General features: G+C 52.1%; 20 protein-coding genes. 12 read left to right on the top strand and 8 right to left on the bottom strand.

What is annotated here, in order from left to right; all coding sequences use genetic code 11:
• Positions 1–111: 111 nt before the first annotated feature.
• The gene (gene ubiD / locus AB8Q18_03250; protein XDZ52076.1) at positions 112–1,587 is read left to right on the top strand and encodes a 4-hydroxy-3-polyprenylbenzoate decarboxylase; all 1,476 of its coding nucleotides are present in this window, start codon (positions 112–114) and stop codon (positions 1,585–1,587) included.
• A gap of 128 nt (positions 1,588–1,715) precedes the next feature.
• Here ubiD and AB8Q18_03245 read toward each other — a convergent pair whose 3' ends face one another.
• From AB8Q18_03245 to AB8Q18_03235, 3 genes are all read right to left on the bottom strand, one after another.
• Complete coding sequence (locus AB8Q18_03245; GenBank protein XDZ52075.1) at positions 1,716–3,080, bottom strand: aspartate aminotransferase family protein; 1,365 nt, start codon at positions 3,078–3,080, stop codon at positions 1,716–1,718.
• Between the two features lie 56 nt (positions 3,081–3,136).
• The gene (locus AB8Q18_03240; GenBank protein XDZ52074.1) at positions 3,137–4,471 is read right to left on the bottom strand and encodes a glutamine synthetase family protein; all 1,335 of its coding nucleotides are present in this window, start codon (positions 4,469–4,471) and stop codon (positions 3,137–3,139) included.
• A 383-nt stretch (positions 4,472–4,854) separates the two neighbouring features.
• Complete coding sequence (locus AB8Q18_03235; protein ID XDZ52073.1) at positions 4,855–5,610, bottom strand: gamma-glutamyl-gamma-aminobutyrate hydrolase family protein; 756 nt, start codon at positions 5,608–5,610, stop codon at positions 4,855–4,857.
• A gap of 348 nt (positions 5,611–5,958) precedes the next feature.
• Here AB8Q18_03235 and AB8Q18_03230 point away from each other — a divergent pair, with 348 nt between their 5' ends.
• The 4 genes from AB8Q18_03230 (at position 5,959) to AB8Q18_03215 (ending at position 10,612) form a co-directional block, all read left to right on the top strand.
• Positions 5,959–7,431, top strand: a complete 1,473-nt coding sequence (locus tag AB8Q18_03230) for an aldehyde dehydrogenase (protein ID XDZ52072.1) — start codon at positions 5,959–5,961, stop codon at positions 7,429–7,431.
• Between the two features lie 75 nt (positions 7,432–7,506).
• Positions 7,507–8,103, top strand: a complete 597-nt coding sequence (locus tag AB8Q18_03225; GenBank protein ID XDZ52071.1) for a Smr/MutS family protein — start codon at positions 7,507–7,509, stop codon at positions 8,101–8,103.
• A 378-nt stretch (positions 8,104–8,481) separates the two neighbouring features.
• Positions 8,482–8,844 carry a VOC family protein gene (locus AB8Q18_03220; GenBank protein ID XDZ52070.1) on the top strand — a complete coding sequence of 121 codons (363 nt, stop codon included), beginning with the start codon at positions 8,482–8,484 and terminating at the stop codon, positions 8,842–8,844.
• 136 nt (positions 8,845–8,980) lie between these two features.
• Entirely contained in the window at positions 8,981–10,612 is a 1,632-nt protein-coding gene (locus tag AB8Q18_03215) for an acyl-CoA synthetase (protein ID XDZ52069.1), read from the top strand.
• 530 nt (positions 10,613–11,142) lie between these two features.
• Here AB8Q18_03215 and AB8Q18_03210 read toward each other — a convergent pair.
• From AB8Q18_03210 to AB8Q18_03200, 3 genes are all read right to left on the bottom strand, one after another.
• Positions 11,143–11,886 carry a sulfite exporter TauE/SafE family protein gene (locus tag AB8Q18_03210; protein ID XDZ52068.1) on the bottom strand — a complete coding sequence of 248 codons (744 nt, stop codon included), beginning with the start codon at positions 11,884–11,886 and terminating at the stop codon, positions 11,143–11,145.
• A gap of 52 nt (positions 11,887–11,938) precedes the next feature.
• A complete protein-coding gene (locus AB8Q18_03205) occupies positions 11,939–12,571 on the bottom strand; it encodes an SAM-dependent methyltransferase (GenBank protein XDZ52067.1) in 633 nt (210 codons plus the stop codon).
• 97 nt (positions 12,572–12,668) lie between these two features.
• Positions 12,669–14,297, bottom strand: coding sequence for an ABC-F family ATPase (locus AB8Q18_03200; GenBank protein ID XDZ52066.1), 1,629 nt, complete (start codon positions 14,295–14,297; stop codon positions 12,669–12,671).
• A gap of 177 nt (positions 14,298–14,474) precedes the next feature.
• Here AB8Q18_03200 and dapA point away from each other — a divergent pair, with 177 nt between their 5' ends.
• From dapA to AB8Q18_03165, 7 genes are all read left to right on the top strand, one after another.
• The gene (gene dapA / locus AB8Q18_03195) at positions 14,475–15,353 is read left to right on the top strand and encodes a 4-hydroxy-tetrahydrodipicolinate synthase (GenBank protein ID XDZ52065.1); all 879 of its coding nucleotides are present in this window, start codon (positions 14,475–14,477) and stop codon (positions 15,351–15,353) included.
• Between the two features lie 15 nt (positions 15,354–15,368).
• Positions 15,369–16,487 (top strand): outer membrane protein assembly factor BamC, encoded by a 1,119-nt coding sequence (gene bamC, locus AB8Q18_03190; protein XDZ52064.1) that lies wholly within the window; start codon positions 15,369–15,371, stop codon positions 16,485–16,487.
• Positions 16,488–16,542: 55 nt separating this feature from the next.
• Positions 16,543–16,749, top strand: coding sequence for a hypothetical protein (locus tag AB8Q18_03185; GenBank protein ID XDZ52063.1), 207 nt, complete (start codon positions 16,543–16,545; stop codon positions 16,747–16,749).
• A 30-nt stretch (positions 16,750–16,779) separates the two neighbouring features.
• A complete protein-coding gene (gene rdgB, locus AB8Q18_03180) occupies positions 16,780–17,382 on the top strand; it encodes an RdgB/HAM1 family non-canonical purine NTP pyrophosphatase (protein ID XDZ52062.1) in 603 nt (200 codons plus the stop codon).
• Between the two features lie 25 nt (positions 17,383–17,407).
• Positions 17,408–18,595 carry a radical SAM family heme chaperone HemW gene (gene hemW, locus AB8Q18_03175; protein ID XDZ52061.1) on the top strand — a complete coding sequence of 396 codons (1,188 nt, stop codon included), beginning with the start codon at positions 17,408–17,410 and terminating at the stop codon, positions 18,593–18,595.
• Entirely contained in the window at positions 18,588–18,974 is a 387-nt protein-coding gene (locus tag AB8Q18_03170) for a RidA family protein (GenBank protein XDZ52060.1), read from the top strand. The genes hemW and AB8Q18_03170 overlap by 8 nt, the downstream gene beginning before the upstream one ends.
• A 185-nt stretch (positions 18,975–19,159) precedes the next feature.
• A complete protein-coding gene (locus tag AB8Q18_03165; protein ID XDZ52059.1) occupies positions 19,160–20,404 on the top strand; it encodes an MFS transporter in 1,245 nt (414 codons plus the stop codon).
• A 55-nt stretch (positions 20,405–20,459) separates the two neighbouring features.
• Here the strand turns inward: AB8Q18_03165 and era are convergent, their stop codons facing one another.
• Together era and rnc are read right to left on the bottom strand one after the other, a co-directional pair.
• Entirely contained in the window at positions 20,460–21,344 is an 885-nt protein-coding gene (gene era, locus AB8Q18_03160) for a GTPase Era (GenBank protein ID XDZ52058.1), read from the bottom strand.
• A 2-nt stretch (positions 21,345–21,346) separates the two neighbouring features.
• On the bottom strand, positions 21,347–22,063 hold the full coding sequence (gene rnc, locus AB8Q18_03155; protein XDZ52057.1) for a ribonuclease III: 717 nt from the start codon (positions 22,061–22,063) through the stop codon (positions 21,347–21,349).
• Between the last annotated feature and the right edge of the window lie 112 nt (positions 22,064–22,175).

Here is a 22,175-nt window from a genome sequence, read left to right as displayed (position 1 = left end):
TCGTTGATCAGGGCGCCGTTTTTTGATGTCGCCCCTTAGCCTTAAGCCATGCACTAAAAGCATGAATGGTTTAGAATAGGCCCATTGTTTACTGAAGCGAGTCAGCCCCTCATGAAATACACCGACTTAAGAACGTTTATCGCCCAGCTTGAGCAAACCGGCCAGCTCAAACGCATCCAAACCCCCGTCTCGCCGGTTTTGGAAATGACCGAAATCGCCGACCGCGTCCTTCAAGCCGCGGGCCCGGCATTGCTGTTTGAACGGCCCGAACACAACGGTCATCGTTACGACATGCCCGTATTAGCCAACCTTTTTGGCACGCCAGAACGCGTGGCCATGGGCATGGGCGCGGAAACCCTACTCGACCTACGTGAAGTGGGCAAAACCCTCGCCTACCTAAAAGAGCCTGAACCGCCCAAAGGCATTAAAGACGCCTTCAGTAAACTGCCTTTATTAAAAGACCTCTGGAGCATGGCGCCCAACGTGGTCAAAAAAGCACCTTGCCAAAGCATCATCATCGAAGGTGATGACGTCGACCTCACCAAGCTGCCAATTCAGCACTGTTGGCCTGAAGACGTGGCGCCTTTAGTCACCTGGGGCTTAACCGTCACCCGTGGCCCCCACAAGAAACGCCAAAACCTAGGCATTTATCGCCAGCAATTGCTGGGGAAAAATAAATTAATCATGCGCTGGCTGGCCCACCGCGGCGGCGCCCTCGATTTTCAGGCGCATAAAGCCCTCCATCCTGACACACCCTACCCCGTGGCCGTGGTCTTGGGCTGTGACCCTGCTACCATTTTGGGTGCGGTCACGCCTGTGCCTGATACGCTGTCAGAATATCAATTTGCCGGGCTATTGCGCGGCAGCCGCACCGAGCTGGTTCAATGCATCGGCAACGACTTGCAGGTGCCCGCTCGAGCCGAAATCGTCCTTGAAGGCGTGATTCACCCCAACGAAGTGGCCCTAGAAGGCCCTTACGGCGACCACACTGGCTATTATAATGAGCAAGACCACTTCCCCGTGTTTACGGTGGAGCGCATCACCATGCGCGAAAACCCCATCTATCACAGCACCTACACCGGCAAGCCACCTGATGAGCCAGCCATTTTAGGCGTGGCGCTGAACGAAGTATTCGTGCCCTTATTGCAAAAGCAATTCCCAGAAATCGTCGACTTTTATCTGCCGCCAGAAGGCTGCTCCTACCGCATGGCCGTCGTCAGCATCAAAAAACAGTATGCTGGCCACGCCAAGCGCGTCATGATGGGTTGCTGGAGCTTTCTGCGCCAGTTTATGTACACCAAATTCATCATTGTGGTGGATGACGACATTGATGCGCGCGACTGGAAAGAAGTTATTTGGGCCATCACCACCCGCATGGATCCCGTACGCGACACCACCTTAATCGATCACACGCCGATTGACTATCTGGATTTTGCCAGCCCGGTCAGCGGCCTGGGCGGCAAGATGGGCCTAGACGCCACCAATAAATGGCCAGGTGAAACGCATCGTGAATGGGGCCGGGTCATCAAAAAAGACCCTGCCGTCAGCCAAAAAATTGACGCCATGTGGTCTGAGCTAGGCCTGTAACTCTTGGTTAGCCGAAAAGCAACGTCGACACCAGCAGCCTTGCCCTTTTAGCACCTGGCGCCAGCGCGCGACAAAAAAGCCCACCCTGAAAAGGGTGGGCTTTAGCATCTCGGCAACCAGATTCAGCCTTAGCGGCCTAGCTTCTGATCCATTTGTGCTTCGAACGCTTGCATACACTTCGTCGCAATGGCCATCATTTCATCAATCTCAGCATGAGTCATCACCAACGGCGGTGCGCTCACCATATGATCACCGCAGGCGCGCATAATCAAATTGTTTTTAAAGAAGATGTCACGGCACATCACACCTGCGCCGTCTGAGCCTTCAAACAGGGTACGGCTAGCCTTGTCTTTCACCAAGGTAAAGCCCTGCACCATGCCCACACCGCGCACGTCATCGACGTATTTAAACTGACCAAAGGTTTCACGCCAGCGTTTTTGCATGTAGGGACCGATGTCGTCGTGCACATTTTTAATGATGTTTTCGTTCTTCAAAATCTCCACGTTGGCCTTGGCCACAGCGGCCGCCACGGGGTGGCCTGAATAAGTAAAGCCATGCTCGAAATCACCGCCAGCCATCAGGCCATCAGCCACACGCTTATTGATGAATACGGCGCCAATCGGCTGGTAGCCAGAAGAAATGCCCTTAGCCGACGTAAACATGTCCGGCATGAAGCCCATGGTTTGGAAGCCAAACCAGTTACCAGTACGGCCAAAGCCACAGATCACTTCATCGGCCACTAGGAGAATATCGTGCTTGCGGCAGATTTCTTGGATGCGCGGCCAATAGGTTGAGGGCGGAATGATCACCCCGCCGGCGCCCTGAATCGGCTCGCCCACAAAGGCCGCTACTTTATCAGCACCCACCTCCAAAATTTTATCCTCTAGCCACTGTGCCGCTTTTAGGCCAAACTCTTCCGGGCTTAAATCACCGCCTAGGCCGTAATACCAAGGCTGATCAATGTGCTCAATACCGGGGATCGTGCCGCTTTGCTTGTGCATGCCCTTCATGCCGCCCATGCTGGCGCCGGCAATGGTTGAGCCGTGATAGCCATTCCAGCGGCCAATCAACACATTCTTTTCTGGCTTGCCCACGCTGGCCCAATAGTGGCGCACCATGCGGATCATGGTGTCCACCGACTCAGAGCCTGAGTTGGTGTAGAAAATATAGTCAAAGCCTTCTGGCGTCACCGTATTTAAGGTTTCCGACAGCGCCACCACCGCAGGATGGGTGGTTTTAAAGAAGGTATTGTAGTACCCCAAGGTTTCCATTTGCTTCTTGGCCACCTCGGCTAATTCTTTGCGGCCATAGCCAATGTTCACACACCATAGGCCACCCATGCCATCGATGATTTTATTGCCTTCAGAATCATAGAGGTAAATTCCTTCTGCACGCTCAATCACGCGTACGCCTTCTTCGCGCAGCGCCCCATTATCGCTAAATGGGTGCAGGTGGTATTGACCGTCGGCTTTCGCAATCGCATTTTTAGACATATTCGTTCTCCTCGTTAGGTATATTCTTGCTTTAACTGGCGAATTCAGCGCCAGGATTAAACGTGTAGCAATAGGTGTTTGCGTTCCCAAGGGCTGATCACGCGGAAATATTCAGCGATCTCTTTCTCTTTCACGCCGATGTACATCTCCACAAAACGCTTGCCTAAAATTTCTTGGATCGCTTCACACTTACGCAATTTTTCAATCGAATGCTCCATGGTGCTGGGGAATTGATAGGGTAATTCATAAGCATTGGTGTCTAACGGTGCCGTAGGCTGTAATTTATCCCGGATGCCCAAATAACCACAGGCCAAAGAGCAGGCCAAGGCAATATAAGGATTCACGTCCACGCCCGGCAAACGGTTTTCGACTCGACGCGCATTCGCACTAGAGCGCGGCACGCGTAAGCCCACGGTGCGGTTGTCATAGCCCCATTCCACATTGGTCGGCGCAGCCGAATACGGGGTTAGACGACGGTGTGAGTTCACGTAAGGTGCAAAGAACGGCATGGAACGGGGTAAATATTCTTGCATGCCCGCAATAAAGTGGAAGAAGGTTTCAGAAGGCGAACCGTCTTCATTACTGAACACGTTTTTACCGGTTTCTTTATCTATGATGCTTTGATGCACGTGCATGGCGCTGCCCGGCTCACCTTCCATCGGCTTGGCCATAAAGGTGGCGTACATATTGTGGCGTAACGCCGCTTCGCGTACGGTGCGTTTAAATAAGAACACCTGGTCGGCCAGCTCTAAAGCATTCCCATGCAAGAAGTTAATTTCCATCTGGGCCTGACCGATTTCATGAATCAAGGTGTCTACTTCTAAATTCTGGGCATAACAGTAGTCATAGATGTCTTCAAATAAAGGGTCAAATTCATTCACCGCATCAATCGCGTAAGAGCGCCGGCCAAATTCGGCACGGCCTGTACGCCCAATCGGCGGATTCAAAGGAATGTCAGGGTCTGGATTCGGTGCGACCAGATAGAACTCCATCTCGGGGGCTACCACAGGCTCCCAGCCCAACTCATCGTATAAGGCCAATACACGCTTTAACACGTTCCGAGGCGCCGTATCCACCGGCATGCCCTCTGGGGTGTAGCAGTCAAAAATGATTTGCGCGGTTAAGTCTTCCGACCAAGGCACATAGCGCAAGGTCGCGGCATCGGGCTTTAACTCCATATCAGGGTCGGTTAAGTCCAGCATGCTGTCGTCGGGAAAGTCACCGGTTACGGTCTGCAGCAGCACGGCTTCTGGCAGACGCATTTCAGGCTCTGATTCGAACTTGTCTTTGGGGATAATTTTACCGCGGGCAACACCGGTAATGTCGGGCAAAATGCACTCGACTTCAGTGATGCGATTGTCTCTTAGCCAGTCAAATATATTCTGGTACATAGCTTATCCTCAGGTTTTTCTCGTTTGTTTGGGGGGTGCTACGGGTGTGACGATTAATGGCCCGAAATCACCGCTATTCACGGCAGGCCCACCATTATGTTTTTTATTTTGAAAAGGCTCATGTCTAATGGTTAAAATCACTCTATCACACCATTTTCGGGCTGTCAGCCACCCCTCACCACCTTTCGATATTGCACCGCAACATAAACCACAAACCCTTTTTCATATTTTATTTTCGCCATAATTATCATTTAAACCCAATAACTCAAAGGCTTACAGCATCAAAAAAGACAGCCAGCCTTTTGAGCCTAAACTCAAATAAACTGACTGTTTTTTAACCTGTATACACTGTCTCTTTGCTGCTGATTGTCCGAAATTCACCCTTATTCGGCTTTATTTTGACGGTAATCCTCACAAGCTGTTTTAAATGCCTGAAAAATCGCGACCGAGGCTTCTTTCTCATCAAACAGCCATTCAGGATGCCATTGCACGCCATAGGCAAACCGCACCGCTTCTTGCACCCGCACCGCCTCAATTAAGCCATCAGGCGCCGTTGCCTCAACCATTAAGCCAGGCGCAAGATCCTTAATGCCCTGCTGATGTAAGGAATTCACCCGCGTGCGGTCTTTACCCAACCATGCCTGTAGCCAGCTATCGGCCGCGAAATGCACGTCGTGGGCGTCTTGATACATCGTCGCCATGCTGTCACTCTCGGGTTCACGGTGGTCTAACATGCCGGGCAGCTCTTGCACGTGCTGGTGCAGCGTGCCGCCAAAGGCGACGTTCATTTCCTGAAAACCTCGGCACACGCCTAAAAGAGGCATGCCCATAGACACTATCTTCCGAATCAGCGGCAGCGTCGTTTGATCCCGCAAAGTGTCGTGCAAGGTGCCCGATCGGCTCGGATCACCATGATAGTATTCGGGTGCCACATTAGATAATGAGCCCGATAAAAACACGCCGTCTAAAAGCGGCAATAGCCGTTCAATCACCGCTTGCTGGCCCAAAGCCGGCAGCAATACCACGTCGCCCACCGTGCTTTGCACCGCATGAATGTATTTGTCTCCCACGCAATGAAACGGCATGGCCCCTACCGGCTTAACGTCGCACGGAATGCCAATGACTGGTCGCTTTTGCATACATCGCTCCTAAAGATAAATGAATCCAGCCCGACAGACGTTATGGTTCGTCTATTTCAATGGCTGCTCAGATCAACCTTAACCGAGGCCATTTAAACGAGCAAGCAGATTCCCCATGCTGGCCGCAAAGCGCCCCTAACCACCGCCAGACGATGGACAAAATAAGCCACAGTTCAACTTTATTTTCAAATACCCCTTGGCTAAGCCGCCCATTCTTCTCTATATTAGAATAAAAATACCAGCCCTTGATCGCATAGAGACGGTCAGCAGAGGCTGGATCAAAGCACACCCGCTTATTCATACTCACCTTGCGACGCGTCGCGGTGAGGTCATAACTAGGAGAGATTTATGAGTGTTTGGCAAGAACGTTTAAAAAACCTAAGCATTGAAACCCGCGCCTTCATCAACGGCCAATACGTAGCCGCTGCCGATGGCAAAACCTTTGCCAGCATTAACCCTGCGACCGAGGAAGAAATTGCCCAAATCACCGAATGCGGTGAAATCGAGATCGACCTAGCGGTTAAACACGCGCGCGCCGCCTTTGAGTCTGGCGTTTGGGCCGACTTAGCACCGCGGGCGCGTGCCACCATCATGAAAAAAATGGCGGCCTTAATGACGAAGCACGCCGATGAATTAGCCCTTTTGGAAACCATCGACACGGGCAAACCCATTTCTGATTGTCAGGCCGTCGACATTGGGGGCAGCATTCACACCGTAGAGTGGTATGCTGAAGTCATCGACAAAGTCGGCGATGAAGTCGCCCCGCTCGACCCTAAATACCTAGGCCTAGTAACCCGCCAAGCCGTCGGCGTGGTGGCGGCCGTCGTGCCATGGAACTTCCCTTTAATGATGGCCTCATGGAAATACGCGCCGGCCCTAGCCGCAGGCAACAGCGTCATCCTCAAACCGTCTGAAAAATCGCCCCTAACCGCGATTCGCTTGGCCCAAATCGCCAAAGAAGCCGGCATTCCTGACGGCGTGTTCCAAGTGTTGCCCGGCCCAGGTAGCGTCGGTAAAGCCCTGTCTTTACACATGGACGTAGACTGCGTGGCCTTTACCGGCTCCACCAACGTCGGCAAGCTCATCATGGGCTACGGCGCCCAGTCTAACCTGAAGCGCGTGTGGCTGGAGCTAGGCGGCAAGTCACCCAACATCATTTTCGCCGACTGCCCTGACCTCAAAAAAGCCGCCCGTTCAGCCGCCGGCGGCATCTATTACAATATGGGCCAGGTGTGTACCGCGGGCTCACGCGTTCTGGTGCAAGAAGACGTTAAAGAAGCCTTCCTACAGCACTTTAAAGAAGCCGCTAAGCGTTACGTAACCGCCGACCCATTAGATGACAAAGCCACCATGGGCCCATTAGTAGACAGTATTCAATACCAAAAAGTGTTGGACTATGTGGCCAAGGGTAAGGCGCAATCGACCTTAATTATGGGCGGGGAATCGAAGAAAGTAGACGGCAAAGGCTATTTCTTAGAGCCAACCGCCTTTGAAACCAAGCCGGACGATATTGTCGCCACCGAAGAGATTTTCGGCCCTGTTTTGAGCGTCATCACCTTCAAAACCCAAGAAGAAGCCGTGGCCATCGCCAACAACAGCCAATATGGCCTAGGCGCAGCACTTTGGACCAGTAACCTCAGCACCGCCCATAAAGTGGCGCGTAAGCTCAGAGCCGGTACGGTTTGGGTCAACTGCTACGACGAAGGTGGCGACATGAACCTTCCCTTTGGCGGCTTCAAACAGTCGGGCAATGGTCGCGACAAGTCGATTCATGCCCTAGAAAAATACACGGAACTGAAGAGCACCTTAATTAAACTCTAAGGCCACGCCTTCGCAAAACTGCTTGAAGCCTGCTATCATGAAGGCCTTCAAGCAGTTTTTTTACGCATACACGCCATGGCCAAAGATTTTAAAGACCAGCTAAAAGCCATTCCGGCCCCACCCGCCAAACCAAAGCCCAAGCCAAAACCAGCACCAGAGCCCAGTTTTGCGCAAATGGTCGGGGCGGTGACCCCGCTTAAGGGCCGCAATCAATATCACCACCCAAAACCTAAGGGCGGCATCCGCGTGCGCCCGCAACCTATGGTGGAGCTGGACGAAGGTGCGTTCTTTTACGTGGGCGACTGGGTGGAAGACATCCCCGCCTCACACAGTAAAAATGGTCGTGGCCAACAAGATTTAGACAAGCTACTCAGCGGCGTCTACCCCATCATGGGGACACTCGACCTACATGGCTACACGCAGCTAAAGGCTCAGCAGGCGCTGAACGTCTTCATCCATGAAATTCGTCAGCACGGCGTTTGCTGCCGCGTAGTCCACGGCAGCGGCTTAGGCTCCCACGACTTTAAACCTGTTCTCAAAGCCACCGTACGCCAATGGCTCAAAAAACACCCCGATGTCTTAGCCTTTACTGAAGAATCCAGCGGCAACGATGGCTCGGTTTTGGTTTTACTCAAAAAACAAAGGCTTAACCAAGATCAATATGAGGTTTGATTAAGCTAAATAAATGAATCAAATTCAATTTAATGCTTGACAGAACTTTTCTATTCCTATAACGTCTATCTATGTGTGGCACGATAAGTATTTAATAATAACCACTTGTACTCATCACTTTGTTTGACTCTCACGCTCTCACGGCCACAACTCCAAAAATAACCAACCGATTGTTTTACTGGTCTCGTAATGAATAACCAACAAAACAAAATCATTATTAGAGAGGATTTATTATGCAACATAGACGACGTCTCGCTGTATTTCGCGCATTAAAAAAAATGCAAGATCAAAATACGCCAACTAAGTAAGCACCCTAAATCAACCAATGCCCTGTCGCTCACGACGGGGCATTTTCACATTCCCTGCACAAAGGTCAATATGCCCTCGCCCACACCCCACATCGTCGCCATTTTACTGCACGTCCCCGATTGGGCAAGCGCCACCGATTGGTATGCGCAGGCCTTCCCCCAAGCCGAGCGCATTCGCCATCAGCCCGACGACTGGGGCCACCTACAGATAGGCACGGTTGAACTGGCCATCGTCAACGCCGACGCCAAAGTCGCCTGCGGTCCAGCCGGCTCAGTGGTGTATTGGTCGACCGATGACATCCAGGCCGAAATTGAGCGCCTTTGCGGCCTGGGGGCCACGCTCTACCGCGGGCCCATGAACATTGGCCCACAGTCTTGGATGTGCCAAGTTCAAGACCCTTGGGGCAACTGCATCGGCCTACGACAAAACTGATCTAGATTAAACCTTGGTCAAGACAGCACTTTGCCCCGTACAGATTTACTGCTAATCTCAAGACATGCAGCATCGCGTCACCCATCATAACAACAAGGGCCTATGCCCATCTCGTTTACGTAAGAAGGAGTCCTCCATGTCGTCCCCCTTTGATCAAGGCCTGCCTAAAACCACGGCCAACTACGTGGCGCTTAGCCCCATCGACTATTTGGCCCGCAGCGCCCTCGTTTATGGCCCTAAGTTAGCCATTGTGCACGGCCCCATTCGTCAAACCTGGGCCCAAACGTTCGAGCGCTGTAAGCGCTTTGCCAGCAGCCTACAAAACATGGGCATCGGTAAAAACGACACCGTCGCCACTTTACTGTACAACACCCCCGCCATGGTCGAAGCCCACTTCAGCATCCCCATGAGCGGCGCCGTCCTCAGCACCTTAAACACGCGCCTAGACCTACAGGATTTAATCTATTGCCTCAGCCACGGTGAAGCCAAAGCCATTTTGATCGACGGTGAGTTCGCCGGCCATGCTCAAGCCTTACGCCAGGCCCTGCCGCAGCTCAAGCTGATTCAAGTAAACGATGTAGAAGGGCCTAAAAACGTGGCCGCCTTTGGCGACATTGACTATGAAGACTGCGTCAAAGCCGGTGATCCTGAATTTAACTGGACCATGCCCACCGATGAATGGGACGCCATCGCCCTGAACTACACCTCGGGCACCACGGGTAAGCCTAAAGGCGTCGTCTACCATCATCGCGGCGCCGCCCTGAATGCCGTGTCCAATATCTTGGAATGGGACATGCCCAAACACCCAGTGTATCTATGGACGCTGCCCATGTTTCACTGTAATGGCTGGTGCTTCCCTTGGACCATCGCCGCACGTGCAGGCGTCAACGTCTGCTTACGTAAATTTGAGCCCCAACACTGCCTCGATTTGATTCGTCAAGAAAAAATCACCCACTATTCAGCCGCGCCCATCGTCCACTCCGGCTTTGCCAACGCCAGCGCCGCCGCTAAGGCCGGCATTGAACACACGGTTAAAGGCATGATCGCCGGCGCACCGCCACCAGAAGCCACCCTCACCAGCCTTGAGGCCATGGGGTTTGACATCACCCACGTTTATGGCCTCACTGAAGTGTATGGACCGGCCTCAGTCTGTATTGAACATCCTGAGTGGCAAGACCTAAGCGCCGCCCAACGCTCAGAACTCAAAGCCCGACAAGGCCTCCGCTACCACATGCAGGCAGACCTCGCCGTCATCGATCCATTGACCATGAAAAAAGTCCCGCAAGACGGCCACAGCGTGGGGGAATTAATGTTCCGTGGCAATATTTGTATGAAAGGGTATTTTAAAGATGAAGAAGCCACCGCCGCTAGCTTTGCCGGCGGCTGGTTCCACACCGGCGACATCGGCGTTTGGGACGCCGACAGCTACGTTAAAATCACCGACCGCAGTAAAGACATCATCATCTCTGGCGGTGAAAACATCTCCAGCATCGAATTGGAAAACGTGTTGTACAACCATCCCGACGTTTTGGCCTGCGCCGTTGTGGCCGCACCGGATGCCAAGTGGGGCGAAGTGCCGTTTGCCTTTGTGGAAACCAAAGACAATGCCACCGTTACCGCCGAAGAGTTGAATCAGTTCTGCCGCGAGCATTTGGCCGGCTTTAAGGTGCCTAAAGCCTTTGAGTTTGGTGAGCTACCTAAAACCGCCACCAATAAAATTCAGAAAAATGAATTACGGAAGATTGCCGTTGAGAAACACCCGGCCTAGCGGGTGAACTCAGCCTGATGCCTTAGATGCTGGCGCCCTTAGCGGTGCCAGCATTTTTTGTGATGTATGAAATGTCGTGATTTTACAAGAAACCATAGCGCCGCGGCTTGTTCATGCGGCTCTTTGGGGTAGGGTCACATCAGCTCAAGTATTGTTTAGCCATGGTTTTATCACCATTCATAGGGTGGGTAAAGCGAAGCCTACCCACCGCTCTTAACATGCTCATGTGCCTAAATTTAAAACCGCGTGGGTCACGACCCACCCTACGCTTAAGGGCCTACGTTGTAGGCGTATAGGAAAAGATACGATAAGCCATGGTTTATCACCATTCGTAGGGTGGGTAAAGCGAAGCCTACCCACCGCTCTTAACGTGCTCACGGATCTAAATTTAAAACCCGCGTGGGTCACGACCCACCCTACGCTTAAGGGCCTACGTTGTAGGCGTATAGGAAAAGATACGATAAGCCATGGTTTTTTAGCTATTTGTAGCCCACCGCCGCCGCCGCCTCCCTATCCTATCGCCCCAAGGCTCACCAAAGCTGCGGCAGCGCCGACAGCAATAAGGTCACGCCCGACAGCGTTAACAATGACAACACCACCTGCTTAAACGCCTGATCGCTGATGCCTAAATACAACCGCGTACCCAAAAACACGGGGATGAGCATGGTCGGCACCATCAGCGCAAAAAGCGGCAGCATCGCCACCGTCACAATACCCGTGCCCACATAGGTTGCCATCGTCACCGCCAGCATGCCCAAATTGAAATTTTGAATGATGCTGCGCTGGGCATGCTTGTCCATTTGCCGCAAGGTACACCACAGCGTCGGGAGCGTACCAGAAAACCCACCCAGACCACTCATCACGCCGCCCAAAGCGCCCACCAAAGCATCAATCCAAGGGTGGTTCAGCGTCACCGCCGGCAAACGCGCCGACAGCAGCATCAGCGGACACCAAACCACCAACAACCCACCTAAGATCGCCTTAAAGAGCGCCACATTGACCAGCGGCAACACCATCACCCCCAACGGAATCCCGACTAGGCCACCGAGTAAAAAAGGCCGCAGCAAACGCCAATCCACCCGCCGCTTAAGGGTAAAGACCGCCATGATCTGCCCAACTAGGGCGCCAAAAACGGCCAAAGAAGCCGCTAAGCGTGGCTCTAAAGTCCAGGCCCAAACCGACATGGCCACGAGGCCAAAGGCAAAGCCAGACAGCCCTTGTACAAACCCCGCTAACAACGTTCCCGCAATAACTACCCAAATCACGTCTGCCATCATGCCTCCATCCAAATATTCAGGCCCACTAACCGATCATCAGTCTACCGCATTAACGCGTTCGATGTGCCGAAGCGATCACGGTATCAAAAGGCGTTTGATACCCTTCGGGCTTGGTCAACACCAGCTGCTGACAGGGTTCGCCCCGCGCCAAATACTTGGTTTCAAAGTGGGTGCGGTCTCGCCCTGCGGCTACCGCTTCACGTACATAAGGCAGCCGCCACTGCGTTTGCAGCTGTGCTTCTGCCTCATCAATATAGGCCTCAATATTGCTGGCCAAGGTTAAGGTGGCCCCTGGCTGCAGGCGCGACAGTAAGAAAGCAAAAAAAGGCATGTTCAACCATCGCTGAGCAGGATTCTTAGGCTCTGGATTCGGATACAGAATAAACGCCTCACTCAAGCAGGCGGGCGCCAAAGCATGCACCACCCAAGGCAAAGCATCGGCATGCACTGGATGTAAGTTGGCCAATTCGGCCACCGCCGCGCGCGCAGCAAAGGCCTGAAACTTAGCCGCCGTACGCTCAATCGCGAACAGACGCTTGTCAGGATGCGCTGCGGCAAAATCCAGCGCATGCTTACCCATCCCCGCGCCTATTTCCAAACACAACGGCGATTCATCCAGCACAACCGGTTCGGTAAAGCCTCGCGGCGGCTGTAGGTATTGGGGTTGAAAAATACGGCTCATGGTGATCCTTTCAGCAGTCGTTTCACGATCTGGACTCATGCTTAAAACGACATAAAAAAACCCTGCCGGATCTCGACAGGGTTTGGGGAGACGTCGCTTAAGACGCCATTTTTTTGGCTAGGTAACCTTCGTAGTCACCCAAGTAGTGTTCAAAACCACCTTTGCCATCTAGTTCAATAATCTGGGTGGCCAAGGAGCTCACAAACTGACGGTCATGCGACACGAAAATCAACGTACCGGTGTATTTTTCCAAAGCCATGTTCAAGGACTCAATGCTTTCCATGTCCATGTGGTTGGTCGGTTCGTCCATGATCATCACGTTCGGGCGCTGTAAAATTAATTTACCGTACAGCATGCGGCCTTTTTCACCACCGGACAAAACGCGTACGTTTTTAGTCACGTCGTTGCTGCCAAACAGTAAGCGTCCTAGCGTACCGCGAATCACTTGCTCATCATCGCCTTCTTGACCCCATTCGCGCATCCACTCAGTCAAGTTATCATCACAATCAAAATCTTGTTCGTGATCTTGTGGGTAATAGCCCAGCTGCGCTTTTTCAGCCCACTTCACCGTACCGGTGTCTGGCGTCACGCCATCGCTGTAGGCAGCATCGTAACCGCCGGCCAACAGTTTTAATAGCGTGGACTTACCCGCGCCGTTAGGCCCAATAATGGCCAAACGCTCGCCGGCTTCTAGAATCAAATTCAGCTTTTCAAACAGCAGCTCTTCAAAGCGCTTGCTCAAATTAGCCACTTCGACGGCCTGACGATGCAGTTTAAATTTATCGTTAGGCTCAAAGCGAATAAACGGGTTTTGGCGGCTAGACGGTTTCACTTCAACCATTTCTGACTTCAGCTTATCAGCCTGTTTCAAACGCGACGTTGCCTGACGGGCCTTAGATTTATTGGCGCTAAAGCGCGCCACAAATTCTTGCAGCTCTTGCATTTTGTCTTTGGCTTTAGCGTTGTCGCTCAATTGACGCTCACGCGCCTGCATGCTGGCAATCATGTAATCATCGTAGTTACCTGGATAAATACGAATTTCACCGTAGTCTACGTCGGCCATATGAGTACACACTTCGTTTAAGAAGTGACGGTCATGGGAAATGATCACCATAGTCGATTCATACTGATTCAGGACATCTTCCAACCAACGAATGGTGTTGATGTCCAAGTTATTGGTCGGTTCATCTAACAACAATACGTCTGGCTTAGAGAACAGGGCTTGAGTCAGCAGCACGCGTAGCTTAAAACCAGGCGCTACTTCGCTCATCAAGCTATTGTGTAAAGACAGCTCAATGCCGGCGCCCAACAGAAGTTCACCCGCACGCGCTTCGGCCGTATAGCCATCGTACTCCGCAAACTTGGCCTCTAATTCAGCCGCATGCATGTAATCATCTTCGGTGGCTTCTAAGTTGGCGTAAATGGCATCACGCTCGCTCATGGCGGCCCACATCTCGGTGTGGCCCATCATCACCACGTCTAAAACGCGCATCTCTTCGTAAGCAAATTGGTCTTGACGTAATTTACCCAAACGCATGCCGGTTTCAATCGCCACTTCACCGCTGGTTTGTTCTAAATCACCGCCCAGAATTTTCATAAACGTGGATTTACCGGAGCCATTGGCGCCAATCAAACCATAACGGTTGCCGCCGCCGAATTTAACCGAAACATTTTCAAATAATGGCTTGGCGCCAAACTGCATCGTGATATTACTGGTACTGATCACACCGAATTCCTTACAAAAATTTTATAAAGCGCTAAAACCGCTAATTTTAGCACACCTACCCCAGAATAAACCATGCAACCCAGAGGATTCTCTTGAAAACACTATGGCTGGTCGAAAAAATAGGCTACAATCGAAAAAAACTTGCTTAACATTTTAAGGCTACGAATAGAGGTTATTATGCTTACTGGCAGTATTGTTGCAATCGTCACCCCCATGACTGAAACAGGCAAAGTAGACTATCAAAGCTACCAAGCACTTCTTGATTGGCACATCGCCAACGGCACCCAAGGCATCGTGGCCATGGGCACCACTGGTGAATCATCCGTCCTGAGCGTGGATGAACACCTAGAAGTGGTTGAGTACACCGTCAAGCATGTTAATAAGCGCATCAAGGTCATCGCCGGCACCGGCGCTAACAACACCCATGAAGCGATCAACCTATCCACTCATGCAGAACGCCTCGGCGCTGACCTGTCTTTATCGGTGGTGCCTTATTACAACAAGCCGAATCAAGAAGGCATGTATTTGCACTACAAAATGATTGCGGACAAAACCAGCATCCCGATGATCCTCTATAATGTACCGGGACGCACCGTTGTTGACCTGCACAACGACACCGCCTTAAAACTAGCCCAGATCGACAACATCGTGGGCCTCAAAGACGCAACCGGTAATATTGGCCGTGCCTGTGATTTGATTCGTCGCGCCCCTGAAGGCTTTGCCCTTTACTCTGGCGACGACGCCACCACCATGGCCTTTATGCTGTGCGGCGGCCACGGCGGCATTTCGGTGACGGCCAACGTTGCCCCTAAAGCCTATAGCGACATGTGCCAAGCGGCGCTTGCCGGCGACATTGCTACTGCGCGCCAGCTCAATGACAGCCTCCAAGCACTACACAGTGATTTATTTTGCGAACCTAGCCCTGCCGCACCTAAATGGGCTCTTAAAACCCTAGGCATTCTGCCCAATGACCACGTTCGTGCGCCATTGACGGAACTATCTGCCGCAGGACAATCAAAAGTAATGGCAGCGTTACAGCAAGCCAACCTTATTTAATAACAGGAAGCCTAGATGAATTCGTTAAAACGCTCTTTGAGTGCACTTGCCATCCTGAGTTTAGCGGCTTGCGCCAGCAATAATCCTGCCGAACCCAAGCTAGACTACAAATCGCCCAGCATGCCTAAAGAAGTGTCTTTAGCCGTGCCGCCCGATCTGACCACGCCCAATATGGACCCACGCTACGTGATTCCTCAAGGCGCCGTAACCGCCACCCAAATTGCCAATGCAGGCAAAGGCGGGGCTCAAGTCACCGGCAACCCAGCGCTTTTACCTCAGGTTAAAGACATCCACATCGAACGCGATGGCGCTCAGCGCTGGCTAGCCATCGACAATAAAAGCCCAGATCAAGTGTGGCCACAGCTAAAACAGTTCTGGCAAGAAATGGGCTTTGTGATGGCATCGGAAGAACCCCAAATTGGTTTGATGCAAACCGAGTGGGCCGAAAACCGCGCCAAGCTGCCTAACGATGGCTTGCGTAAGCTGTTCGAAAAAGTGGGCCTAGGCAACGTGTACTCGACTTCGGAACGCGATCAATTCGTGATCCGCATGGAACGCAGCGCCAAAGGCGTGAACGTATTTTTTGGCCATAAAGGCATGGAAGAAGTATACGATTCCAAAAACAAAGACACCACCGTATGGCAACCACGCCCTTCTGACCCCAATCTTGAAGCCGCCCTATTGGGCCGTTTCATGATGTACTTGGGCCTAAACGAAGAGCAAGTGAGCCAGCAACTGGCACAAAAAGACGTGCCCGCCGGCGGCCTAGCCCGCATCGTGGGCAACAGCGTTGAACTACAAGACAGTGGCGAACGCGCCTTCCGTCGCGTGGGTGCAGCCCTAGACCGCGTAGGCCTAACCGTTATCCAGGAAAACCGCGAGCGTGCCTTATACCTGGTGAAACCGGCAGACCTAGAAGCCGATGCGATTAAAACCGACAAACCAGGCGTATTCACACGCTGGTTCGGCAAAAAACAGGAAACCGTGGCAGAAGAAAAACCACAGCTGATCGTGAGCGTGGCCCCAACCGGCGCCAACACCGTTACGGTAACCATCCTCCAGGAGGACGGCAGCCCTTACCAAGGTAAAGACGCCAACACCTTCCTCAGCCGTTTACAAACTGAGCTGCGTTAATTGATTCCACCCCGACCAGCCTTCTCGAAGGCTGGTTTTTTTATGCGGTATGCCCATGTCCCAAAAACGAAAATATCTGATCGCTCTATTAGCCTTCACCCTGCTCTTTGCCGCCAGCACTTTTTTTGGCAACCAAGCCTTGGCGCTGGATCAAACCCGAGTAGGCTATCTGCTGTTTTTATGCGCCATCATCTGTTTTTTTGGGCAAATGTTTAGCCTCGCGCTGCTGGCGCGCCTCTCCAGCCGCAGCACTCGCCGCTAAGCCTTGTTTATCGTCATCGGAAAGCCCAATATGTTCGACAAAATCGTCATGGCCAGCAACAATGCTGGCAAACTCAAAGAATTCAGCGCCCTATTTGATCACTACCACGTACGCCTAATCGCTCAAGGTGAGCTCGACGTACCCGAATGTCCCGAGCCTTTTTTAACCTTCGTCGAAAACGCCTTAGCCAAAGCACGTCACGCCAGTGCCCACACTGGCCTACCGGCCCTAGCCGATGATTCGGGCATCTGCGCCACGGCACTGAATGGCGCCCCCGGCATTTATTCTGCGCGCTACGCCGGCGAACAGCCTAAATCAGATGCCGCCAATAACCTGAAGCTGAGCCAAGCGCTCGCGGCGCACGCTAATAAAGAAGTTTGGTACGCCTGCGTTTTGGTGTTAGTGCGCCACGCGGAGGACCCTCTACCCCTGATCGCTCAAGGTATGTGGCGCGGTGAATTTGTGGCCGAAGCGCAAGGCGAGCATGGCTTTGGCTACGATCCGCATTTCTACCTAGCCGATGCCGGCCAAACCGCGGCGCAAATGGCGCCCGAACATAAAAATAAAATCAGTCACCGTGGCCAAGCCATGGCCATTCTGATGCAACAGCTAGACGCCCTCTACGGCCGCTAAGCTGCTAACCGGAACCCCTACCACCATGTCTCACATTGCCTTTATGTCTGGCCAGCTGACCACGCTGCCCCCTCTGTCGCTCTACATCCACATTCCGTGGTGCGTGAAGAAATGTCCTTATTGTGACTTCAACTCACACAAGGCAGGCACAGAGGTGCCAGAAGAAGAATACTGCGCCGCCTTAATCAAAGATTTAGAAAGTGAATTACCCAACGTTTGGGGTCGGCCTATTGAAAGCATTTTCATCGGCGGCGGTACGCCTAGCCTATTTAGCGCCGAGGCCATCAGCCAGCTGATCAGCGCCATTCGCGCGCTCCTGCCGCTGAAGCCGAATCTTGAAATCACCATGGAGGCCAATCCCGGCACCTTCGAAATCAATCGCTTCTTAGGGTTTAAAGAGGCTGGCGTCACTCGCCTATCGATCGGGGTACAAAGCTTTCACAACGACCATTTAAACGCCTTAGGCCGTATCCACCAAGGCCAAGAAGCCATCGAGGCAATCAAGCTGGCGGTACAGGCCTTTGACTACGTCAACGTCGACTTAATGTACGCTCTGCCCAACCAAACCGTGGCCGAGGCCGTCGCCGATGTCCAAACCGCCATCGACCTTGGCGTGACCCACATCAGCGCCTACCATCTGACCTTAGAGCCGAACACTGCCTTTGGCCACACGCCACCGCCAGGCTTACCGCTGGACGAACAAGCCCTAGACATCGAAGAAGCGGTACACCAAACGCTGCTGAGCGCTGGCTTTGAGCATTATGAAACGTCAGCCTTTGCCAAACAGCAACACTATGGTCAGCACAATTTAAACTACTGGCGCTTTGGCGACTACCTAGGCATCGGCGCCGGCGCCCATGGTAAAATCTCCTACCCGACCCATATCGAGCGCACGACCCGTAAGCGTCACCCAAATGACTATCTGCTCAGCAGCCTTAACGGCAGCCAAGTCTCTAGCCGCGAACCCGTCAGCAAAAGCGAGCTGCCGTTTGAGTTCATGCTGAATGCGCTGCGCCTAACGAATGGCGTGCCGACACGCTATTTTCAAGAAAGAACTGGCTTGAGCTTAAACGTCATCTCACGCATACTAGAGCAAGCCCAAAAACAGGGGTTATTATCCGATGACCCCACCCAACTCGCGCCCACTCTCATGGGCCAGCGATTCTTAAACAACTTACTACAGTTATTTTTACAGGAGTCACCACATGGCTAAAACCATCATTCACACCGACAAAGCCCCTGCCGCCATCGGCGCTTATTCTCAAGCCGTACGTGCAGGCAACACCGTTTATCTTTCTGGCCAAATTCCATTGAACCCAGAAACAGGCGAAGTGGTTGCCGGTGGTTTCGCAGAAGAAACCCATCAAGTATTCAAAAACTTCAAAGCCATCGTTGAAGAAGCAGGCGGCAGCTTAGACCAAGTGGTGAAAATCAATGCGTTCTTAACCGATCTTGGCAACTTCGCCACCTTTAACGAAATCATGGCTCAGTACTTCACCGAGCCTTACCCAGCACGCGCCGCCATCGGCGTGGCGTCTTTACCTAAAGGCGTTCAAGTTGAAGCCGAAGGCATTTTGGTGTTAAACGATTAAGCTTGACGCCATCACGCACCCAAAAGACCGCTGCTGCGGTCTTTTTTTTGGCCCATACACCGCTTTACCGCCACGAACGCCTCGCACACACCCTCACCGACAGATCGGCTCTTGACGGCCAGCGCCATCAGATATATTTTATCTAACAAACTAAGTTTTACTACAAAAACAAATAGAGGAAAAATATGAAACAAAATCGCTGGTGGGGCGTGATCGCCCTCCTGATCCTAATCGTCATCGCCTACGTCGACCGCGTCAACATTTCGGTCATGCTGGTCAATCCTGACTTTCTCAACCATTTTGGCCTAAGCGGCAATCGCGCCGCCCAAGGCAGCCTGATGACGCTTTTTTTACTGGGCTATGGCTTGTCCGCCATGCTGCTTACGCCCTTCTTAGAAACCCTTCTAGGCTACCGTAAAGGCCTCATGATCAGCGTACTGCTTTGGGCCGTCTTCACCGCCCTATCGCCGATTATGGGCTCGATTACCGCCTTATTGGTTGTGCGTGCCCTCTTGGGCATCAGCGAAGGGCCGCTGTTCTCGCTCAAAACCATGTACATCAGCGACCACTTCCGTCCGGGCGAACTGGGCAAACCCAATGCCGTGAGCGCCTTAGGGGTGTCTTTTGGCCTGGTGATCGGCTTTCCCTTGGTGACGTTTCTCATGAGCCATTTTGGCTGGTTTGAATCATTTTACGTTTTGGCTGGCCTTAACTTAGTCGTTGGCCTAGGCCTCATCCACTTTTTTGTGCGCCCACCCACTCACGCTCCAGCAGCCAATCCAAGCACCATCGCCCAGCCTGTATTTAGCCGCGTCTGGACCACTTTTGCCCACGCTTGGCGCACCCCTATGCTGGGCTGGATCATCGTGGTTGAAATCGCCACCTTAAGCTATCTATGGGGCTCTAGCTCCTGGCTACCGGCCTACTTAACCAGCGACAAAGGATTTTCCATAAAAGAGATGGGGTTTATTTCGTCGCTACCCTTTGTGGTCAGTATTTTTTCTAAATACCTCGGTGGTATGCTGTTAGATAAAATCAAGCCTAAGCAAGCACCGTTGATTTTTGCCTTTGGCGGCTTGGCCACGGCACTGTGCATGCTAGGGGTTATGTTCAGCCAAGCCATTCCTTGGCTGGCGTTTTTTCTCTTGGCCGCCAACGCCTGCTGGGGCATTCAGGGCGCCGCCATTCCCACCTTGATTCAATACCACGCCCAAGCCGACAGCGTCGGTACGGCCTACGGCCTCATCAACGGCATTGGCAACACCTTCGCCGCCTTCATCCCGATGTTGATGGGCATAGTCATGGCCAGCAAAGGCACGGTGTCTTCAGGCTTTTCTGTCTTGGTGGCGTCACAGCTGCTCACCCTCGTGGCGGGCACCTGTTTATACCTGCGCATGCGTGGCGGCCATAAACGCGCCAGCATGTGGTAAGCAACAAAAAACCCCCTGAGCCACTGCTCAGGGGGTTTTTAAATCAACACTTGGCCTACAGGCCCAGCTCTTTCAAGAAGCGCACGTCATCGGCCCAGCCAGACTTGACCTTGACCCACACTTTCAAAAAGACTTTTTGATCCAGCATTTTTTCCATATCAATACGCGCTTCGGTTGAAATCTTCTTCAGCTTCTCGCCACCTTTGCCGATGACCATGCCTTTTTGGCCGTCTTTATCCACCAAAATGGCCACGTAAATATGCTGAATGCCGTTTTCTTCTTTAAACGACTCCACTTCAACGTTCATCGCATAGGGCAATTCCTCGCCCATGTAGCGGAAGATTTTTTCTCGGACGATTTCCATCACCATAAAGCGGCTGCTTTTATCGGTCACCATGTCTTCAGGATACATGGCTTCACCAATAGGCAATTGTGGGCGCACCATGTCCAATAGGTTGCCAATGCGTTGGCCATGCTTGGCGCTGACCACTTCAACGCCGGCAAACTCAAACTCAGCCTGCACTTTTTCGATGAACTCAGCCAGTGCCTCGCGGTCTTTGGCCTTGTCCAATTTATTTACCACTAAATACACCGGCAAGTGCTTAGGCAACAAAGCCATCACCGAGCGGTCAGCATCGCTTAGACGCATGGCTTCAACCACCATAAACACCATGTCGACACCAGAAATGGCTTCGGTCACGTTTTTATTCAAACGTTCATTCAGCGCGTTTTTATGAAAGGTTTGAAATCCAGGCGTGTCGACAAACACGAACTGAGCCTCATTTTCGGTATAAATCCCATTAACCTTATGGCGCGTGGTTTGGGCTTTTTTGGAGGTGATGCTGATTTTTTGGCCGATTAAGTGGTTCATCAGGGTCGATTTGCCCACGTTGGGGCGACCCACGATGGCCACAAAGCCACAGCGATATTCTTGAGTCATGATCATTTCTTTTTGTTAAGAGGATAAGTTTGTTCCACATAGGCTAAAGCCAATTTGGCCGCCTGCTGCTCTGCCTGACGACGGCTACCGCCTTCGCCACGCGTGATGTAGGCCAGTTCACCTAAATCACACTGTACGGTAAACACCTGTTCGTGCGCACCGCCGGTTTGATGTTCAATGCGATACTTCGGCAACATAAAACGACGAGCCTGCAAAGCTTCTTGCAGTAAGGTTTTGGCATCCTTCCATTGATCGCGTAAATCAATGTGCTGAATACGATCTTTGAACAAATGACGCACCACGGCTTCAGCTCTTAAAAAATCGCTATCAAAGCTGACCGCGGCAAACAGCGCCTCTAATGCGTCGGCCAGTATCGACGGTCGGCGAAAGCCACCGCTTTTTAATTCGCCTTCACCCAAAAACAACACCGACCCTAAGCTTAGCTGCTGGGCGATCTCGGCCAAGGCATCTTGGTTGACCTGATTAGCGCGCAAGCGCGATAGCTCGCCTTCGGTGAGATTAGGAAAGGCATCAAACAACATTTTGGCGACCGAGTAATTCAAAATAGAATCACCCACGAACTCAAAGCGTTCGTTGTTCTTCGAAGAAAAACTTCGATGGGTCAACGCCTGATGCACCAAAGCTTGGTTTTGAAACTCATAACCAATTTGCTTTTGTAATTTTTGTAAATTGCGTGTAAACGCTTCTGTCGAACTCATTTTTGTTAGCCTTTTACCATGTGTGTGCAGGATCAATTGTACACGCTGAACGGCTGGCGTCAGCGTTTTTTTTAGAGACAACAAAGGGCAGAATAGTTCTGCCCTTTTTCAA

Source organism: Neisseriaceae bacterium CLB008 (assembly GCA_041228285.1).
GTDB lineage: Bacteria > Pseudomonadota > Gammaproteobacteria > Burkholderiales > Neisseriaceae > JAGNPU01.
The sequence above is the reverse complement of the archived record's forward strand: the minus strand, read 5'-3'. Positions and strand labels throughout refer to the sequence as shown.

Bases quoted from the DNA above. Each gene is read 5' to 3' on its own strand.
- ubiD (XDZ52076.1), top strand. From the start codon at position 112: ATGAAATACACCGACTTAAGAACGTTTATCGCCCAGCTTGAGCAAACC.
- AB8Q18_03245 (XDZ52075.1), bottom strand. From the start codon at position 3,080: ATGTCTAAAAATGCGATTGCGAAAGCCGACGGTCAATACCACCTGCAC.
- AB8Q18_03240 (XDZ52074.1), bottom strand. From the start codon at position 4,471: ATGTACCAGAATATATTTGACTGGCTAAGAGACAATCGCATCACTGAA.
- AB8Q18_03235 (XDZ52073.1), bottom strand. From the start codon at position 5,610: ATGCAAAAGCGACCAGTCATTGGCATTCCGTGCGACGTTAAGCCGGTA.
- AB8Q18_03230 (XDZ52072.1), top strand. From the start codon at position 5,959: ATGAGTGTTTGGCAAGAACGTTTAAAAAACCTAAGCATTGAAACCCGC.
- AB8Q18_03225 (XDZ52071.1), top strand. From the start codon at position 7,507: ATGGCCAAAGATTTTAAAGACCAGCTAAAAGCCATTCCGGCCCCACCC.
- AB8Q18_03220 (XDZ52070.1), top strand. From the start codon at position 8,482: ATGCCCTCGCCCACACCCCACATCGTCGCCATTTTACTGCACGTCCCC.
- AB8Q18_03215 (XDZ52069.1), top strand. From the start codon at position 8,981: ATGTCGTCCCCCTTTGATCAAGGCCTGCCTAAAACCACGGCCAACTAC.
- AB8Q18_03210 (XDZ52068.1), bottom strand. From the start codon at position 11,886: ATGGCAGACGTGATTTGGGTAGTTATTGCGGGAACGTTGTTAGCGGGG.
- AB8Q18_03205 (XDZ52067.1), bottom strand. From the start codon at position 12,571: ATGAGCCGTATTTTTCAACCCCAATACCTACAGCCGCCGCGAGGCTTT.
- dapA (XDZ52065.1), top strand. From the start codon at position 14,475: ATGCTTACTGGCAGTATTGTTGCAATCGTCACCCCCATGACTGAAACA.
- bamC (XDZ52064.1), top strand. From the start codon at position 15,369: ATGAATTCGTTAAAACGCTCTTTGAGTGCACTTGCCATCCTGAGTTTA.
- AB8Q18_03185 (XDZ52063.1), top strand. From the start codon at position 16,543: ATGTCCCAAAAACGAAAATATCTGATCGCTCTATTAGCCTTCACCCTG.
- rdgB (XDZ52062.1), top strand. From the start codon at position 16,780: ATGTTCGACAAAATCGTCATGGCCAGCAACAATGCTGGCAAACTCAAA.
- hemW (XDZ52061.1), top strand. From the start codon at position 17,408: ATGTCTCACATTGCCTTTATGTCTGGCCAGCTGACCACGCTGCCCCCT.
- AB8Q18_03170 (XDZ52060.1), top strand. From the start codon at position 18,588: ATGGCTAAAACCATCATTCACACCGACAAAGCCCCTGCCGCCATCGGC.
- AB8Q18_03165 (XDZ52059.1), top strand. From the start codon at position 19,160: ATGAAACAAAATCGCTGGTGGGGCGTGATCGCCCTCCTGATCCTAATC.
- era (XDZ52058.1), bottom strand. From the start codon at position 21,344: ATGACTCAAGAATATCGCTGTGGCTTTGTGGCCATCGTGGGTCGCCCC.
- rnc (XDZ52057.1), bottom strand. From the start codon at position 22,063: ATGAGTTCGACAGAAGCGTTTACACGCAATTTACAAAAATTACAAAAG.